The organism is Aminobacter sp. 01T433, assembly GCF_056398585.1.
In genome coordinates this window covers 103514-119879 of sequence record NZ_JBFTPR010000017.1, presented here as the reverse complement: position 1 = coordinate 119879, position 16366 = coordinate 103514, and the positions used below count along the sequence as shown (strand labels likewise).

The window sequence follows — 16366 nt, the reverse complement described above, 5'->3', positions numbered from 1 at the left end:
GCGCGCATCTGATTGGCGCTGAGGTGACCGAGCTGATCCAGGGCTTTGTCGTCGCAATGAACCTTGAAACCACCGAAGAAGAGCTGATGCACACCATCTTCCCGCATCCGACGATTTCGGAGACGATGAAGGAAAGCGTGCTCGACGCTTATGGCCGCGCGCTCAACGCATAACAGGGCAGCGCTGGCGCGCCTGTTGCGGCGCGCCGATTGGCACTATATGCGCTGATATCAGGCGATTGGCCGGAGACGAGTGATGGAACAGAGCTACGGAATTCTCGGCATGCCTGGTGTCGGTTTCTTCGGCATGCTGCTCGTCGGTTTCCTCGCCGGCTATGTCGCCGAACGCACGATGAACCGCGACCACGGCTTTTTGACCAACATCCTTGTTGGCGTTGCCGGGTCGTTTGTCGGCGGCACTCTGGCAGGGCTGCTCGGCATCCATTATTACGGGTTCATGGGCAATCTCATCGTCGCCATTGCCGGCGCGCTGATCTTGCTCTGGATTTTCGGCCGCTCGCAAGCGCGTCGGCCTTGATAGGATAGACTGATGGTCACTGTGCTCGATCTGAACGACCGTCCGCGCGTGCGGCACCCCGAAAAGGCCCACCGGCCCGATCAGGAGGTTTTGCGTAAGCCGGACTGGATCCGCGTCAAGGCGCCGGTATCGCGCGGCTATCAGGAAACGCGCGACATCGTGAAATCGCACAAGCTGGTCACCGTCTGCGAAGAGGCCGGCTGCCCCAATATCGGCGAGTGCTGGGAAAAGAAGCACGCCACCTTCATGATCCTGGGCGAGATCTGCACGCGCGCCTGCGCCTTCTGCAATGTCGCAACCGGCATCCCGACCGCTGTCGATCCCAACGAGCCCGAGAGTGTGGCCAAGGCTGTCGCCCAGATGGGCCTGACCCATGTCGTCATCACGTCGGTCGATCGCGACGATCTCGCTGATGGCGGTGCGCAGCATTTCGCCGACGTCATCCACGCAATCCGCAAGTTGACGCCGCAGACGACCATCGAGATCCTGACGCCCGACTTCCTGCGCAAGGAAGGCGCGCTCGAGATCGTCGTCGCCGCTCGCCCTGATGTCTTCAACCACAATCTGGAGACCGTGCCGTCGAACTATCTGACGGTGCGCCCCGGCGCGCGCTACTTCCACTCGATCCGGCTGTTGCAGCGGGTGAAGGAACTCGACCCGTCGATCTTCACCAAGTCGGGCATCATGGTTGGTCTTGGCGAGGAACGTCACGAAGTGCTCCAGCTGATGGACGATTTGCGCACCGCCAATGTCGACTTCATGACCATCGGCCAGTATCTGCAGCCGACCAAGAAGCACCACCCGGTCAAGAAGTTCGTCACGCCGGAGGAGTTCACCTCTTACGCCACGGTCGGCAAATCGAAGGGCTTCCTGCTTGTCGCTTCGAGCCCGCTGACGCGCTCGTCGCACCATGCCGGCGACGATTTTGCCAAGCTGCGCGCCGCGCGCGAAGCATTGCTGGCCAAGAAGGCCTGATCAACGCGGAATGCCGAAGTTCGAAACCACGCGCCGCGTCAGCCACTCGCCGGAAGAAATGTACGCGCTGGTGGCTGACGTGGAAAAATATCCGGAATTCCTGCCTCTGTGCGAGGCACTCAACGTGCGCTCGCGACGCGAGCGCGATGGCCGCGAGATACTCGTTGCCGACATGACAGTCGGCTACAAGGCGATCCGCGAAACCTTCACCACCCAGGTGTTGCTCACGCCAGAAGAAAACACCATCGACGTCAAATACCTTGATGGTCCGTTTCGCTATCTGACCAATGAGTGGAAGTTCGTGGCCGCCTCAGGCGGCGGTTCCGATGTCGAGTTCTTCATCGACTACGAGTTCAAGAGCCGCATCCTCGGCGTGCTCATGGGCACGATGTTCGACCGTGCCTTCCGCATGTTCGCCGAAGCCTTCGAGAAGCGTGCCGATGTGATCTACGGGCCAGCGAAGACCGTCTGATCGACGGCTCGCAAGCCAAGCCCAAGCGCTGTCCTGACCGTTTCGCGGCGGATGAAATCGCGGCCCTTGTCTTCAAAGGTCCTGAACTCCGCCTCAGGTGGAAAACCCTTCTTCGCAACACCGAACCAGACGAGGCCGACCGGCTTTTCGGCTGAACCGCCACCTGGGCCCGCAACGCCGGTAACCGCCAGCGCAAGGCTGGCGCGCGAATGCGCCAGCGCGCCGGCCGCCATTTCGAGTGCCGTCTCGCGCGACACCGCCCCATGTGCCTCAAGTGTGGCTGGCGAAACGCCGAGCATGTCCATCTTGGCTTCGTTGGAATAGGTGATGAAGCCGCGATCGACCACGGTCGACGAGCCGGCGATGTCGGTGAGGGCTGCGATGATCATGCCGCCGGTGCAGCTTTCAGCGGTAGCAACCATGACGCCATGGGCCGCGCAGGCTTCGAGCAGCGCTGAGGCGAGGGCGCCGATATCGCTCATTCCGGCAATTCTCCTGGATAAACCACGCTAGCGGTTGCGATTGCGGCGATGCCTTCCTCGCGGCCTATGAAGCCCAGCTTTTCGTTGGTCGTCGCCTTGATCGAAACCCGCTCCGGCGCAATGCGCAGCATGTCGGAAAGTTCCGCGGTCATGGCTTCGCGATGCGGGCCAACGCGCGGTGCCTCGCAGATCAGCGTGATGTCGGCATTGGCGATGCGTCCGCCACGCGCACGAACGATCTTTGCGGCATGCTCGACGAACTGGCGCGAGGCGGCACCCTTCCATTGCGGGTCGGATGGCGGGAAATGCGTGCCGATATCGCCGGCACCGCAGGTGGCCAGCAGCGCGTCGGTCAGCGCGTGCAAGCCGACATCGGCGTCGGAATGGCCATTCAGCTTCTTCGAGTGCGGAATTTTCACTCCGCACAGCCAGACATGATCGCCGGCTTCAAAGGAATGCACGTCATAACCATTGCCGGTGCGAACGTCGGGAAAGCTGGTTGTCTGGCCGGTGAGGCGCTGGTCGGCCATGGCGATGTCCTTTGCCCAGGTGAGTTTGATGTTGTCGGGCGAACCGAGCACCAGCCGGACCGGGATGCCGGCCCATTCGGCGATGGCGGAATCGTCGGTGAAGTCGTTTCGGCCCGCCTCGAAGGCGCGCTGGTGGGCTGCCAAGATCGGCCCGAAAGGAAAACCTTGCGGTGTCTGTGCGGAATGCAGGCCAGCGCGCGGCACGGTTTCGGCTACCGTGCGGTCGGAGGCTTCTTTCTTCAGCGTGTCGGAAACGGGCAGCGACGGCAAGGAACCGCGTTTTGCGTCGATGCCTTCAATCGTGCGCTCGATGACATCAGCGCCAATGAACGGCCTGACACCGTCATGGATCAGCACTGCGGCAGGCTTGGTGTCCTGAAGGGCGAGAAGCGCTAGACGCGTCGATTCCTGCCTGGTTGCGCCGCCTACAACTTCCGTCACGCGAGAAGCGAATTCGCCGGCGGCAGCTGCAAAAAGCTCGGCGTCGTCAGCGTGGATCGCCACCGCAACCGGGCCTATCCTCGGGTGGTCGAGGAAGGCCTTCAGCGTATGCCAGATAACGGCCTTGCCGCCGATCTTGCGGTACTGCTTGGGGCCGTCCGCCTGGCCGGCGCGTTCGCCGCGGCCGGCAGCCACAATGACGACGGCGACCTTTGAATTCTGATGGTTCGGCAAGGCTTCTTCATTCATGTGCAGAGGCTTAGCCGCGAGGCCTGCGGAAGGCCAGAGGAATCCAGAAAGCGCCGCATTCGACTGTCATTTCGCAGTTGCACAATGAACCGATTATGATTACTCATTGTGCAGAGGTAAATGGTGCTTTGTTTTTGTGCATGAATGATCTCAGCAAACTCGGCGAGCCGCTTTCGATCGGCGATGTGACGATCCGCAATCGGGTGTTTCTGGCGCCCATGTCGGGCGTCACCGACGAAGCTTTTCGCACGCGTGCTTATTCCCATGGCGCCGGCCTTGTTGTGTCGGAGATGGTCGCCAGCGGCGAACTCGCCAAGGGGCGTGGCTCCAGTGGCTTTCGCATCCGTCATTCCGGCCTGCCGGTCCATATGGTGCAACTCGCTGGCCGCGAGGCCGCCCACATGGCCGAAGGCGCTCGCATCGCGGTTGGCGAAGGTGCGGATGTCGTCGATATCAATATGGGCTGCCCGGCCAAGAAGGTTACGGGCGGCTACGCCGGCTCAGCACTGATGCGCGACCTCGATTTTGCGCTGACGCTGATCGATGCAGTCGTTGGTGCCGTCGATGTGCCGGTGACGCTGAAGATGCGGCTTGGCTGGGACGACGATGTGCTCAATGCGCCCGAGCTGGCCCAGCGCGCCGAACAAGGCGGCGTCAAGATGGTCACGGTGCATGGCCGCACGCGTTGCCAGTTCTACCAAGGCAAGGCCGACTGGCGTGCGATTGCGCTGGTCAAGCAAGCTGTCAGCATCCCGGTGGTCGCCAATGGCGATGTCGCAACCGCGCTGGATGCCGCGGAGATTCTCGAACAGTCCGGTGCCGATGCGGTCATGGCCGGACGCTCGCATTATGGCGCGCCATGGACGGCGGGCGTAATCGCTGCGGCGGCAACGAACGGCACAGCAAGCGGCGTGCCGCAATCATCGGCTGAAATGGCGGACTATGTCGTCGCTCACTACGAAGACATGCTCGCGCTTTACGGCATCGAAAGCGGGCTGCGCCAGGCGCGCAAGCATCTCGGCTGGTATCTCGATCGCCACACCTTGAATGTGCCGGATGTTCTCCGTCGCGGGGTGCAGACTTCATTCGATCCGAAGCAGGTTATTTCTTCGCTACGTGAAGCACTTACGGCGTTTTGCGAAGGTGCTGTCGAAAGGAATGCGGCATGAGCGCTGCCTTGACGCCCGTTCCTGCTGATGCCGCGCAGATCGTGCTCAACACGATCCGTCGCCCGGTCATCATGATCGGGCCGGACAATTTCATCACCTTCGCCAATGCCGATGCCGAGGACTTTTTCCGCTCCAGCGCCACCATGCTGGCGCGCAGCGAGCTGTCGCGTTTCGTGCCCTTCGGCAGCCCCATCCTGCAATTGGTCGAGCAGGTGCGCGAACGCAATATACCGGTCAATGAATACCGGGTCGACGTCTCGTCGCCCCGGCTTGGCATCGAAAAGATGGTCGATCTCTACGTCGCACCCGCAGCCGAACTGCCGGGGTCGGTCGTGGTGATGTTCCAGGAACGTTCGATGGCCGACAAGATCGACCGCCAAATGACGCATCGCGGCGCGGCGCGCTCGGTCACCGGCCTTGCCGCCATGCTCGCCCATGAGATCAAGAACCCGCTCTCGGGCATCAGGGGCGCAGCACAATTGCTGGAGCTGAATGCGTCTGACGAGGATCGTTCGTTGACACGGCTGATCATCGACGAGACCGACCGCATCGTAAAGCTTGTCGACCGTATGGAGGTCTTTTCCGACGAGCGTCCGATCGACCGTTATCCGGTCAACATCCACGTCGTTCTCGACCATGTGAAGGCGATTGCCAGGAATGGATTTGCCAATGGTATCAAGATCCTGGAGGATTATGATCCATCGCTGCCTCCGGTCTATGCCAACCGCGATCAGCTCGTGCAGATCTTCCTCAATCTGGTCAAGAATGCCGCCGAGGCGATCGGCCACGATCCACATGGCGAGATCACGCTGTCGACCGCCTATAAGCCGGGTATCCGCATGTCGATCCCCGGCAGCCAGGATCGCGTGTCGCTGCCGCTCGAATTCTGCGTGCATGACAATGGCTCAGGTGTGTCGGAAGACATTCTGCCGATCCTGTTCGACCCATTCATCACCACCAAGCCCAACGGTTCGGGACTAGGCCTCGCACTCGTCGCTAAGATCGTCGGCGACCATGGCGGGGTGATCGAGTGCGAATCGACACCGCGTGGCACCACCTTCCGCATCCTCATGCCCGCCTGGAAGGAACTGCCCGTGCATCTGGACGACGACAGCCAAGGAGCCCATCGATGAGCGTGCGCGGTAACATTCTTGTCGCTGACGACGATGCGGCGATCCGCACGGTGCTCAACCAGGCGCTGTCGCGCATGGGGCACGACGTCCGCGTCACCTCCAATGCAGCGACGCTGTGGCGCTGGGTGGCGGCCGGCGAGGGCGATCTGGTGATCACCGACGTGGTCATGCCCGACGAAAACGCCTTCGACATGCTGCCGCGCATCAAGAAGGCGCGGCCAGAACTGCCCGTCATCGTCATGAGCGCGCAAAACACCTTCATGACGGCCATCCGCGCGTCGGAAACCGGCGCCTACGAATATCTGCCAAAGCCCTTCGACCTCACCGAACTGCTCAGCATCGTCAACCGGGCGCTCACCGAGCCGCGCCGTCCAAAGGTCGACCAACGCCACGACGACCAGCCCGAAACCATGCCGCTGGTCGGGCGCTCGGCGGCGATGCAAGACATCTACCGCATGCTCGCCCGCATGATGCAGACGGACCTTACCGTGATGATTTCGGGCGAATCGGGCACCGGCAAGGAGCTGGTGGCGCGCGCGCTCCATGAATATGGCCGCCGCCGCAACGGTCCGTTTGTTGCCATCAACATGGCCGCAATCCCGCGCGACCTCATCGAATCCGAGCTGTTCGGCCACGAAAAGGGTGCCTTCACCGGGGCGCAGAACCGCTCGACTGGACGTTTCGAACAGGCAGACGGCGGCACGCTGTTCCTCGACGAGATCGGCGACATGCCGATGGAGGCGCAGACAAGGCTACTGCGCGTGCTGCAGCAGGGCGAATACACCACCGTCGGCGGGCGCACCCCGATCAAGACCGATGTACGCATCGTCGCTGCAACCAACAAGGACCTGCGGACCCTCATCAATCAAGGTCTGTTCCGTGAGGATTTGTTCTATCGTCTCAATGTCGTACCGCTTCGCCTTCCAGCTTTACGCGAGCGTTCAGAGGACGTGCCAGACCTTGTCCGCCACTTCTTCAAACAGGGCGTGAGTGAAGGCCTGCAGGCCAAGCATATCTCATCTGGCGGTGTTGAGCTGATGAAGCGCTATCCGTGGCCGGGCAACGTGCGCGAGCTGGAAAACCTGGTGCGCCGGCTGGCAGCGCTTTATCCGCAGGACGAGATTTCAGCCGAAATCATCGAGTCCGAACTCAAGACCGGCGAACAGCCTGTCGTGCCCGGCGGCAACCTCATTCCCGACGATCTGTCGGTCGGCCAGGCGGTCGAGCATTTCCTGCAGCGCTACTTTGCCATGTTCGCCGGCGACCTGCCGCCGCCCGGGCTCTACCAGCGCATTCTGGCCGAGGTCGAATATCCCCTTGTGCTGGCCTCGATGACGGCGACGCGCGGCAACCAGATCAAGGCGGCGGAGCTTCTGGGACTCAACCGCAATACGCTGCGCAAGAAAATCCGCGAACTCGGCGTCAACGTCTTCAAGTCGTCCCGGCCCGCCTGAGGCGACGAAAGCCAAACGTTAATCTGTCGAAAGCCTGCCGAAACATTTCGCTTGCGTCGAAAATGTTGCATAATCGCCACAATGCGTTGCATAGATGCGCCGCAATCAATGTCTCTACACGGCAGCATGGCGAGCCAGGCACAACCTCAGAACGAAACGCTCTTTCCCGAACGGGGCCGGCAGGAAGGTCGTCGCCTTCTTGCGCTTCCGGGCGTGGTGGCAATCGCCGCCGCGTTGGTTTCGGCTGCGGTCTCGTTCGCCATCCTCATCGGTGTCACGCCGATCACGCCTGATTCGACGACGACACTTGTGCTGATCGGCATCAACGCGGTGTTCGTCCTGATCCTCATCGGACTGATCGTCGTCGAAATCCAGCGCATCGCCATGGCGCGCCGGCATGGCAAGGCGGCCTCGCGGCTGCATGTACGCATCGTCACCATGTTTGCGCTGGTGGCGGCATTGCCGGCATTGCTGGTTGCCATCGTTGCGTCGATCACGCTGGATATCGGCCTCGACCGCTGGTTCGAGATCAGGACCAGGACCATCATCAATTCCTCGCTGTCGATCGCCGAAGGCTATGTCCAGGAAAACGCGCGAAACCTGCAGAGCACGACATTGTCGATGGCCAACGACCTCGACAATGCGCGCGCGCTCTACGGCCTCGACCGCAGCGGCTTCCTCGATTTCATGGGCAGGCAGGCGCAATTGCGTGCACTCGCCCACGCAGCGCTGATCAGGCCCGACGGTTCGTTTGTCATGAGCGCCAAGACGGGCGCTGACTTTGCCATGCCCGAGCCGCCGCAAGCGGCGGTGGCAGCTGCCGCCGACGGCAAGCCGGTGCTGATCGATCCAAGGACGCGCAATATCGTCGGCGCCATCGTCAAGCTGCGCGAGATCGAAGGGCTCTACCTCTACACGATCAGGCTGGTCGATCCTGATGTGATCAGGGCACGCCAGATCGTTACCGCCAACACAGATGAATATCGCGACCTCGGCGCTAACCGGCGCACGACGCAAATTGCCTTTGCGCTGCTTTATCTCGGCCTGACGCTGATCGTGGTCTTGTCGGCGATCTGGACCGGCATCGCGGTTGCCGACCGCCTTGTGCGGCCGATCCGCCAGCTTATCGGCGCCGCGGACGAGGTGGCGACCGGCAATCTCGACGTTTCGGTGCCTGTGCGCCAATCGGATGGCGATGTCGGCGCGCTCAGCGACACGTTCAACAACATGCTGCTCGAGCTCAAGTCGCAGCGTAACGAAATCCTGACCGCCAAGGACGTCATCGACGAGCGGCGACGCTTTTCGGAGGCCGTGCTTTCGGGCGTGACCGCAGGCGTCATCGGCGTCGATCCCTATGGCAGTATCACCATCGTCAATCCGTCGGCCGAGGAGATGCTGGCGATCTCGGCGTCCGAGTCGCTCGGCCAGAACCTGTCGATCCTGCTGCCGCATGTCGGCCGTGTCTTCGAAATCGGCCGCAAATCAGGCCGCGCCGTCTATCGCGAGCAGGTGACCTTTTATCGCGCCGGCGCCGAGCGTACCTTCAACGTCCAGGTGACGGTCGAGGAAGGCGAGAGTGAAGTCGGCGACAAGTCTTATGTCGTCACCATCGACGACATCACCGATCTTGTCACTGCGCAGCGCACCTCGGCCTGGGCGGATGTCGCCAGGCGCATCGCCCATGAGATCAAGAACCCGCTGACCCCGATCCAGCTGTCGGCCGAGCGTCTCCGCCGCCGCTACGGCAAGGTGATCACCGAGGACCGCGAGGTCTTCGACCAGTGCACCGAGACGATTATCCGCCAGGTCGGCGACATCGGCCGTATGGTCGACGAATTCTCCGCCTTTGCGCGCATGCCGAAGCCGGAAATGAAGGTAACCGACATTCGCGAGCCGCTGCGCGAGGCCTCATTCCTTGTCGAGGTCAGCCGTGCCGACATCGCCTTCGAACGCGACATCACAGCCGGTCCGCTCAAGGGAACCTTCGACAGCCGCCTGATGGCCCAGGCCTTCGGCAATGTCATCAAGAATGCTGCCGAGGCGATCGAGGCGGCAGAACGCCAGACCGGCGAACCCGGTGTCATAAGAATCCGAGCACGCCGGGACGGCAACTCGATCCGGATCGATGTCATCGACAACGGCAAGGGCCTGCCGCGCGAAAATCGCCAACGGCTTCTCGAGCCCTATATGACGACCCGCGAGAAGGGCACGGGCCTCGGCCTCGCTATCGTCAAGAAGATTGTCGAGGACCACGGCGGAAGATTGGAACTTCACGACGCACCAGCCGATTTCCACGGCGGGCGCGGCGCGATGATCAGCATGATCCTGCCTGCGACAGCCGAAGAGGCTGCGGCACCCAAGGGGGCCGGGGACACAGTGCAGGTCAGAGAAAACGAAAAGGTCAGAAATGGCATCTGATATTCTCATCGTTGACGACGAGGAAGACATCCGCGAACTGGTCGCGGGCATCCTGAGTGACGAGGGCCATGAAACCCGCACGGCGTTCGACGCCGACAGCGCGCTTGCCGCAATTGCGGACCGTGCGCCGCGCCTGGTTTTCCTCGACATCTGGCTGCAGGGGTCGCGGCTCGACGGGCTGGCATTGCTCGACGAGATCAAAACCTTGCACCCCAGCCTGCCCGTCGTGATGATCTCGGGCCACGGCAACATCGAGACCGCGGTCTCGGCGATCCGGCGTGGCGCTTACGATTTCATCGAAAAGCCGTTCAAGGCCGACCGGCTGATCCTGATCGCCGAGCGCGCGCTCGAAACCTCGAAGCTCAAGCGCGAGGTTTCCGACCTCAAGATGCGCAGCGGCGAAACGCACGACCTGATCGGCATGTCGTCGGCGATGAGCCAGCTGCGTCAAACCATCGATCGGGTCGCGCCGACCAACAGCCGCATCATGATCATCGGTCCGTCGGGTTCCGGCAAGGAGATGGCGGCACGCGCCATCCACGCTTTGTCGTCACGCAAGACCGGCCCGTTCGTTGCGCTCAACGCTGCGACCATCACGCCCGAACGCATGGAGATCGAGCTGTTCGGCACCGAATCAAACGGTGGTGAGCGCAAGGTCGGCGCCCTGGAAGAGGCCCATCAGGGCATCCTTTACCTCGACGAAATCGCCGACATGCCGCGCGAGACGCAAAACAAGATCCTGCGCGTTCTGGTCGAACAGCAATTCGAGCGCGTCGGCGGCACCAAGCGGGTCAAGGTCGACGTGCGCATCATCTCGTCGACCGCACAGAACCTGGAGGCGATGATCGCCGAGGGTCGCTTCCGCGAGGACCTCTACCATCGCCTTGCTGTCGTGCCGGTGATGGTGCCGGGGCTCGCCGAGCGCCGGGAAGACATTCCTTATCTCGTCGACAATTTTATGAAGCAGATGGCCAAGCAGGCCGGCATCAAGCCACGCCGCATCGGCGACGACGCACTGGCCGTGCTTCAGGCCCACAACTGGCCGGGCAACGTTCGCCAGCTGCGCAACAATGTCGAGCGGCTGTTGATCCTTGCGCGCAGCGACAATCCCGAGCAGCCGATCACCGCCGACCTGCTGCCGTCAGAGATTGGCGACGTCATGCCACGCGCGCCCAACCAGTCTGACCAGCACATCATGGCGCTGCCGCTCCGCGAAGCACGCGAGATGTTCGAGAAGGAATACCTCATCGCCCAGATCAACCGCTTCGGCGGCAATATCTCGAAGACGGCAGAGTTCATCGGCATGGAGCGATCGGCCCTTCACCGCAAACTCAAGTCGCTTGGCGTCTAGAGCATGATCGCTGAGCCGCGGATTTCGCGCCAAGACATGACCGTGCCAGCCAGACAGGATAGACGTCCCACATGCGCGTGATCATCTGTGGGGCGGGGCAGGTCGGCTACGGTATCGCCGAACGGTTGGCTGCGGAAAAGAACGACGTTTCGATCATCGATACGGCGCCTGAACTGATCCATTCGGTGCGCGATCAGCTCGATGTGCGTGGTTTTGTCGGCCACGGCTCGCATCCGGAGGTGCTGGAGGCGGCCGGCGCGCAGAACGCCGACATGATCATCGCGGTGACGCTTTTCGACGAGGTCAACATCGTCGCCTGCGAGGTCGCGCATGCGCTGTTCAACGTTCCGATGAAGGTCGCGCGCATCCGCTCGCAATCCTACCTCCAGCCGCACTACCAGGACCTGTTTTCGCGCGACCATCTGCCCATCGACGTGATCATTTCGCCCGAGCTTGAGGTCGGCGAGATGGTGCTTCGGCGCATCTCGCTGCCCGGCGCCACCGACGTGGTCCGATTTGCCGAAAACCACATCATCATGGTGGCGATCGAGTGCCTGGAAGATTGCCCTGTCATCAACACGCCGCTGGCACAGCTCAGCGAACTGTTTCCCGATCTGCCGTCGACAGTGGTCGGCATCACGCGCAGCGACCGGCTTTTCATCCCGCATTCGGCCGACCAGCTGGTGGCGGGCGATCTCGCCTATGTCGTGACGACCAAGGACCAGGTGCGCCGCACGCTTGGGCTGTTTGGGCATGAGGAGCAGGAGGCGACACGCATCGTCATCGCCGGCGGTGGCAATATCGGCCTGTTCGTCGCCCGCACGCTTGAACAGCGCCAGAGCCGCACCAAGATCAAGATTATCGAGGCGAACCGGGAGAGGGCGGTCAAGGTCGCCGACGAGTTGCGCCGCACAGTGGTGCTCAACGGCAGCGCGCTCGACCAGAAGCTCTTGATGGAAGCAGACATCCAGGATGCCGACCTGATGGTCGCGCTGACCAACAACGACCAGGTCAACATCCTGTCCAGCGTCATGGCCAAGCGTCTCGGCTGCAAAGGCAACCTCGCGCTCATCAACAATCCGTCCTACCACGACCTGACCAAGCCGCTCGGCATCGACGCACACGTCAATCCAAGTGCCGTCACCATTTCGCGCGTGCTCCAGCACGTGCGGCGCGGTCGAATCAGGCAGGTGCATTCGATCCAGCGTGGGGCTGCCGAAATCATCGAGGCCGAAGCGCTCGAAACCTCGCCTTTGGTCGGCACGCTGCTGCGTGATCTGGAGTTGCCCGACGGCATGCGCATCGGCGCGATTTATCGCGACGGCCATGTGGTCAAGCCGAGCGGTTCGGTGAAGATCAGGCCCAAGGACCGGGTCGTCATTTTCGCACTCGACAAGGCGGTCAAGCAGGTCGAGCAGATGTTCAGGGTCAGCCTCGAATTCTTCTGATCTGGACCAGCCATTTGCACATTGCCGCACGGCGCAAATCGTCTAGAACGCCGTAAAATCTCGAGGGTACGAAAACCATGCCGCGCATTGCCTATGTCAACGGGCGCTACGTCGCCCATTCGGACGCTTTTGTGCATATCGAGGACCGCGGCTACCAATTCGCCGACGGCGTCTACGAGGTCTGCGAAGTGGCACGCGGCTTCATCGTCGATAGCGTGGGGCACCTCAACCGGCTCGACCGCTCGCTTTCAGAACTCAGGATCGACCAGCCGGTCAACCGCGCCGTTCTCGTGCACATCATGCGCGAAGTCATTGCCCGCAATCGCGTCCACAATGGCATGGTCTATCTGCAGGTGACGCGCGGTGTTGCACCCCGCGACCACATCTTCCCGGCCAATGGTACGCGTCCAGCACTGGTGGTCACCGCAAAGCGAACCGATCCGGCAGCGGCCGCCAAGCGGGCGAGCACTGGTATCAAGGTGATCACCGTGCCTGAAAACCGCTGGGACCGCGTCGACATCAAATCTGTCGGGCTGCTGCCCAATGTGCTGGCACGCCAGCAGGCCAAGGATGCAGGCGCCCAGGAGGCGTGGTTCGTCGATGCCGACGGCAAGGTCACTGAAGGTGCCGCAACCAACGCCTGGATCGTTACCAAGGATGGCCGCCTGGTCACCCGTCCGGCCGACAGCGGCATCCTGCGCGGTATCACCCGCACCACGTTGTTTGCGGTCGCCGACAAGCTCGGCTTGAAGATCGAGGAACGCGGTTTCACCGTCGATGAAGCCAAATCGGCTCGTGAGGCCTTCATCTCGGCAGCGACCACCGTGATCATGCCGATCGTTGAGATTGACGGCCAGCCGGTCGCCAATGGGCACCCAGGATCGGTGGCCCTTTCCCTTCGGGAAGCCTTTTTTGACGTTGCGGAAAAAATCCAAGCCTGATAACCGCTTGGGCGTAAATGGTTAAATTCATCTCGTTCAGCTTGCCGCCCGTTGTGGCAAGGGGGTGTTTGCTCGCTTGACATGAGCCCAGTAATTTGGCGCATTGGCAGCAGACAGGGATCGGCGAAAGAAAAAAACAATGGCGGAACGATCGCAGAATCTTCAGGACCTGTTCCTGAATTCAGTTCGCAAGAGCAAAAACCCACTCACCATTTTCCTCATTAACGGCGTGAAATTGACCGGAGTTGTGACCTCCTTCGACAATTTCTGTGTTTTGTTGCGCCGTGACGGGCATTCGCAGCTCGTCTACAAGCATGCCATCTCCACGATCATGCCGAGCCAGCCGGTTCAGATGTTCGATGGCGAGGAAAGCCAGGGCGCCTGATTGGCACGCGACAAGCACGCCGGCACCAAGGCCGGTGACAGCAATGGACCCGAATCGGTAGGGGGCGACAACGCCCCCACTCGCGCTATCGTCATCGTGCCGGTGCTCACGCGCCAGCCCAAGGGTGACGACGACAGCGCGCGTCCGCGGCTGCAACGTTCGGCCGAGGCTCGTCACGACGAGGCCGTCGGACTGACCCGCGCCATCGATTTGGAACCCGTTCACACAGCGATCGTCACACTCAACGACCCGCGTCCGGCGACATTGCTGGGCAGCGGCAAAGTCGAGGAATTTGCCGCGATCGTAAAGGAACGCGGCGCGGAGCTGGTCATTGTCGATCATCCGCTGACGCCCGTGCAGCAGCGCAATCTTGAAAAAGAGATGAACGCCAAGGTGCTCGACCGCACCGGGCTGATCCTTGAGATCTTCGGCCGGCGCGCACGCACCAAGGAAGGCACGCTGCAGGTCGAGCTTGCCCATCTCAACTACCAGAAGGGCCGGCTGGTCCGCAGCTGGACCCACCTTGAGCGCCAGCGCGGTGGCGCGGGCTTCCTCGGCGGCCCCGGCGAAACGCAGATCGAATCCGACAGGCGCGCGCTGCAGGAAAAGATCATCAAGCTCAAGCGCGAGCTGGAGACGGTGGTTCGCACACGCGACCTGCACCGCGCCAAGCGCCGCAAGGTGCCGTTCCCGGTCGTCGCCATCGTTGGCTACACCAACGCCGGCAAATCGACTTTGTTCAACCACCTGACCGGTGCCAGCGTCCTGGCCGAGAACATGCTGTTTGCGACGCTCGATCCGACCTTGCGCCGGGTGCGTCTGCCGCATGGCACACCGATCATCCTGTCCGACACCGTCGGTTTCATCTCCGACCTGCCGACGCATCTGATCGCTGCTTTCCGCGCGACGCTCGAAGAGGTCATCGAGGCGGATCTGGTGATCCATTTGCGAGACATCTCCGACCCCGACACCGCCGCCCAAGCCAACGATGTCGAGCGCATCCTGTCCGATCTCGGCGTCGATGCGGCGGACACCGATCGTGTCGTTGAGGTCTGGAACAAGATCGATCAGCTCGACGAAGGCAATCGCGAACGGCTGCTTTCCGACAGTGCCGACGGCCGCAAGACGCCGCCGATCGCGATTTCCGCCATCACGGGCGAGGGCATTCCAACCCTCACCAGCCTGATCGAGCAACGCGTTTCGGGCGAACTTGAGTCGATCGAGGTTACGCTTGAACCCAGCCAGCTCGGGCAGATCGACTGGCTCTACCGCAACGGCGATGTGGTTTCGCGCACCGATAATGACGATGGCAGCGTGTCGATGACACTCAAGGCCACCGCCTCCGCGCGCGACGAGATCGCCAGCAAAATATCGCGAAAAAACAAAGGCTAAGACGGCTTACTTGGCTGTCTTGGCCTGCTGCCACAGCGCTTCCATCTCGTCCAGGGTGGCAGCTTCAAGACTGCTGCCGGCTTCGTCGAGCGCCTGTTCGATGTAGTGGAAGCGCTTGCGGAACTTGTCGTTGGTTCCGGCAAGGGCAGCCTCAGAGTCGAGTTCCAGGTGCCGGCCAAGATTGACCAGCGCAAACAGCATGTCGCCGAATTCGTCCTTGACCGCAGCCTGATCGCCCTTGGCCATCGCCTCGCGAAGCTCGCCGATCTCTTCTTCGATCTTGTCGAGGATGGGTGCGGCTTCGCCCCAGTCGAAACCGACGCGTGCAGCCTTTTCCTGCAGTTTCAACGCACGGGTAAGTGCTGGCAGCGCGACTGGCACACTGTCCAAAAAGCCATGGCCGTGATCTTCGGGATCCAGCCCGCGGGCGAGCCGTGCCGCGCGCTTCTCAGCCTTTTCCTCCGCCTTGATCTTTTCCCACATGCCCTTGGCCGAGCGCGCCTCACGCGCCTTGGCGTCGCCAAAGACGTGCGGATGCCGCCGGATCATCTTGGTGGTGATGGCCTGCACCACGTCGCCGAAGCCAAATTCGCCGGCCTCCTCCGCCATCTGAGCGTGGTAGACCACCTGCAGCAGCAGGTCGCCCAATTCCTCGCGCAAGTGATCGATATCGTTGCGGGAGATGGCGTCGGCTACCTCGTAAGCTTCCTCAATGGTGTAGGGCGCGATGGTCGCGAAATTCTGCTCGATGTCCCACGGGCAGCCGGTTTCCGGCTCACGCAGGGCGGCCATGATCTCGATCAGGCGGGAGATGTCTTTGGAAGGTTGCATGACCGGAATGCTATAGCCCGGCAGCCATCGACCCAACAGGGGCTTCGCGAGCCTCGCGCTTGTCCACATGTTGTTTTGGTCCCGCAAGCCCGGCCTGCTGGCCCATTGGGGGCGCCAAGGCTACGCTTCATCTATTGACCGGCCTTTCGCCGCAGGCA

15 protein-coding genes and 1 pseudogene are annotated in these 16366 nt (G+C 61.9%); 13 read left to right on the top strand and 3 right to left on the bottom strand.

What is annotated here, in order from left to right; translation table 11 throughout:
* From AC1DLV_RS24445 to AC1DLV_RS24430, 4 genes and pseudogenes are all read left to right on the top strand, one after another.
* Positions 1-173: pseudogene (locus AC1DLV_RS24445) on the top strand (dihydrolipoyl dehydrogenase); the annotation flags it as partial.
* Positions 174-255: 82 nt separating this feature from the next.
* Positions 256-537, top strand: a complete 282-nt coding sequence (locus tag AC1DLV_RS24440) for a GlsB/YeaQ/YmgE family stress response membrane protein (RefSeq protein ID WP_476787275.1) — start codon at positions 256-258, stop codon at positions 535-537.
* Between the two features lie 12 nt (positions 538-549).
* Positions 550-1512 carry a lipoyl synthase gene (lipA, locus tag AC1DLV_RS24435; protein ID WP_476802643.1) on the top strand — a complete coding sequence of 321 codons (963 nt, stop codon included), beginning with the start codon at positions 550-552 and terminating at the stop codon, positions 1510-1512.
* Positions 1513-1522: 10 nt separating this feature from the next.
* Entirely contained in the window at positions 1523-1984 is a 462-nt protein-coding gene (locus tag AC1DLV_RS24430) for a type II toxin-antitoxin system RatA family toxin (RefSeq protein WP_476802642.1), read from the top strand.
* Here the strand turns inward: AC1DLV_RS24430 and AC1DLV_RS24425 are convergent.
* Together AC1DLV_RS24425 and AC1DLV_RS24420 are read right to left on the bottom strand one after the other, a co-directional pair.
* Entirely contained in the window at positions 1960-2466 is a 507-nt protein-coding gene (locus AC1DLV_RS24425) for a CinA family protein (RefSeq protein WP_476802641.1), read from the bottom strand. The two genes, AC1DLV_RS24430 and AC1DLV_RS24425, sit on opposite strands and share 25 nt — an antisense overlap.
* Positions 2463-3686, bottom strand: coding sequence for a bifunctional 2-C-methyl-D-erythritol 4-phosphate cytidylyltransferase/2-C-methyl-D-erythritol 2,4-cyclodiphosphate synthase (locus AC1DLV_RS24420; protein ID WP_476802640.1), 1224 nt, complete (start codon positions 3684-3686; stop codon positions 2463-2465). The genes AC1DLV_RS24425 and AC1DLV_RS24420 overlap by 4 nt, the downstream gene beginning before the upstream one ends.
* A 140-nt stretch (positions 3687-3826) precedes the next feature.
* On the opposite strand from AC1DLV_RS24420, the gene dusB reads away from it, so the two are divergent.
* The 9 genes from dusB (at position 3827) to hflX (ending at position 15377) form a co-directional block, all read left to right on the top strand.
* On the top strand, positions 3827-4855 hold the full coding sequence (gene dusB, locus AC1DLV_RS24415) for a tRNA dihydrouridine synthase DusB (protein WP_476802639.1): 1029 nt from the start codon (positions 3827-3829) through the stop codon (positions 4853-4855).
* The gene (locus tag AC1DLV_RS24410; protein WP_476802638.1) at positions 4852-5988 is read left to right on the top strand and encodes a two-component system sensor histidine kinase NtrB; all 1137 of its coding nucleotides are present in this window, start codon (positions 4852-4854) and stop codon (positions 5986-5988) included. The genes dusB and AC1DLV_RS24410 overlap by 4 nt, the downstream gene beginning before the upstream one ends.
* Positions 5985-7442, top strand: a complete 1458-nt coding sequence (gene ntrC, locus AC1DLV_RS24405) for a nitrogen regulation protein NR(I) (protein ID WP_476802637.1) — start codon at positions 5985-5987, stop codon at positions 7440-7442. The genes AC1DLV_RS24410 and ntrC overlap by 4 nt, the downstream gene beginning before the upstream one ends.
* An 81-nt stretch (positions 7443-7523) precedes the next feature.
* A complete protein-coding gene (locus AC1DLV_RS24400; protein WP_476802636.1) occupies positions 7524-9860 on the top strand; it encodes a sensor histidine kinase NtrY-like in 2337 nt (778 codons plus the stop codon).
* Entirely contained in the window at positions 9850-11211 is a 1362-nt protein-coding gene (gene ntrX, locus AC1DLV_RS24395; protein WP_476802635.1) for a nitrogen assimilation response regulator NtrX, read from the top strand. Before AC1DLV_RS24400 ends, ntrX begins: the two co-directional genes overlap by 11 nt.
* A 71-nt stretch (positions 11212-11282) precedes the next feature.
* The gene (gene trkA / locus AC1DLV_RS24390) at positions 11283-12659 is read left to right on the top strand and encodes a Trk system potassium transporter TrkA (RefSeq protein WP_476802634.1); all 1377 of its coding nucleotides are present in this window, start codon (positions 11283-11285) and stop codon (positions 12657-12659) included.
* A gap of 77 nt (positions 12660-12736) precedes the next feature.
* Positions 12737-13600 (top strand): D-amino-acid transaminase, encoded by an 864-nt coding sequence (locus AC1DLV_RS24385; protein ID WP_476802633.1) that lies wholly within the window; start codon positions 12737-12739, stop codon positions 13598-13600.
* A 139-nt stretch (positions 13601-13739) separates the two neighbouring features.
* The gene (gene hfq, locus AC1DLV_RS24380) at positions 13740-13985 is read left to right on the top strand and encodes an RNA chaperone Hfq (protein WP_006202172.1); all 246 of its coding nucleotides are present in this window, start codon (positions 13740-13742) and stop codon (positions 13983-13985) included.
* Positions 13986-15377, top strand: a complete 1392-nt coding sequence (hflX, locus tag AC1DLV_RS24375) for a GTPase HflX (protein WP_476836272.1) — start codon at positions 13986-13988, stop codon at positions 15375-15377. It begins immediately after the preceding gene.
* Between the two features lie 6 nt (positions 15378-15383).
* On the opposite strand, the gene mazG is transcribed toward hflX, so the two are convergent.
* On the bottom strand, positions 15384-16208 hold the full coding sequence (gene mazG / locus AC1DLV_RS24370) for a nucleoside triphosphate pyrophosphohydrolase (RefSeq protein ID WP_476802631.1): 825 nt from the start codon (positions 16206-16208) through the stop codon (positions 15384-15386).
* Between the last annotated feature and the right edge of the window lie 158 nt (positions 16209-16366).

Bases quoted from the DNA above. Each gene is read 5' to 3' on its own strand.
- AC1DLV_RS24430 (WP_476802642.1), top strand. From the start codon at position 1,523: ATGCCGAAGTTCGAAACCACGCGCCGCGTCAGCCACTCGCCGGAAGAA.
- dusB (WP_476802639.1), top strand. From the start codon at position 3,827: ATGAATGATCTCAGCAAACTCGGCGAGCCGCTTTCGATCGGCGATGTG.
- hfq (WP_006202172.1), top strand. From the start codon at position 13,740: ATGGCGGAACGATCGCAGAATCTTCAGGACCTGTTCCTGAATTCAGTT.
- AC1DLV_RS24420 (WP_476802640.1), bottom strand. From the start codon at position 3,686: ATGAATGAAGAAGCCTTGCCGAACCATCAGAATTCAAAGGTCGCCGTC.
- AC1DLV_RS24400 (WP_476802636.1), top strand. From the start codon at position 7,524: ATGCGTTGCATAGATGCGCCGCAATCAATGTCTCTACACGGCAGCATG.
- AC1DLV_RS24385 (WP_476802633.1), top strand. From the start codon at position 12,737: ATGCCGCGCATTGCCTATGTCAACGGGCGCTACGTCGCCCATTCGGAC.
- AC1DLV_RS24410 (WP_476802638.1), top strand. From the start codon at position 4,852: ATGAGCGCTGCCTTGACGCCCGTTCCTGCTGATGCCGCGCAGATCGTG.
- AC1DLV_RS24440 (WP_476787275.1), top strand. From the start codon at position 256: ATGGAACAGAGCTACGGAATTCTCGGCATGCCTGGTGTCGGTTTCTTC.
- ntrX (WP_476802635.1), top strand. From the start codon at position 9,850: ATGGCATCTGATATTCTCATCGTTGACGACGAGGAAGACATCCGCGAA.
- ntrC (WP_476802637.1), top strand. From the start codon at position 5,985: ATGAGCGTGCGCGGTAACATTCTTGTCGCTGACGACGATGCGGCGATC.
- AC1DLV_RS24425 (WP_476802641.1), bottom strand. From the start codon at position 2,466: ATGAGCGATATCGGCGCCCTCGCCTCAGCGCTGCTCGAAGCCTGCGCG.
- trkA (WP_476802634.1), top strand. From the start codon at position 11,283: ATGCGCGTGATCATCTGTGGGGCGGGGCAGGTCGGCTACGGTATCGCC.
- lipA (WP_476802643.1), top strand. From the start codon at position 550: ATGGTCACTGTGCTCGATCTGAACGACCGTCCGCGCGTGCGGCACCCC.
- mazG (WP_476802631.1), bottom strand. From the start codon at position 16,208: ATGCAACCTTCCAAAGACATCTCCCGCCTGATCGAGATCATGGCCGCC.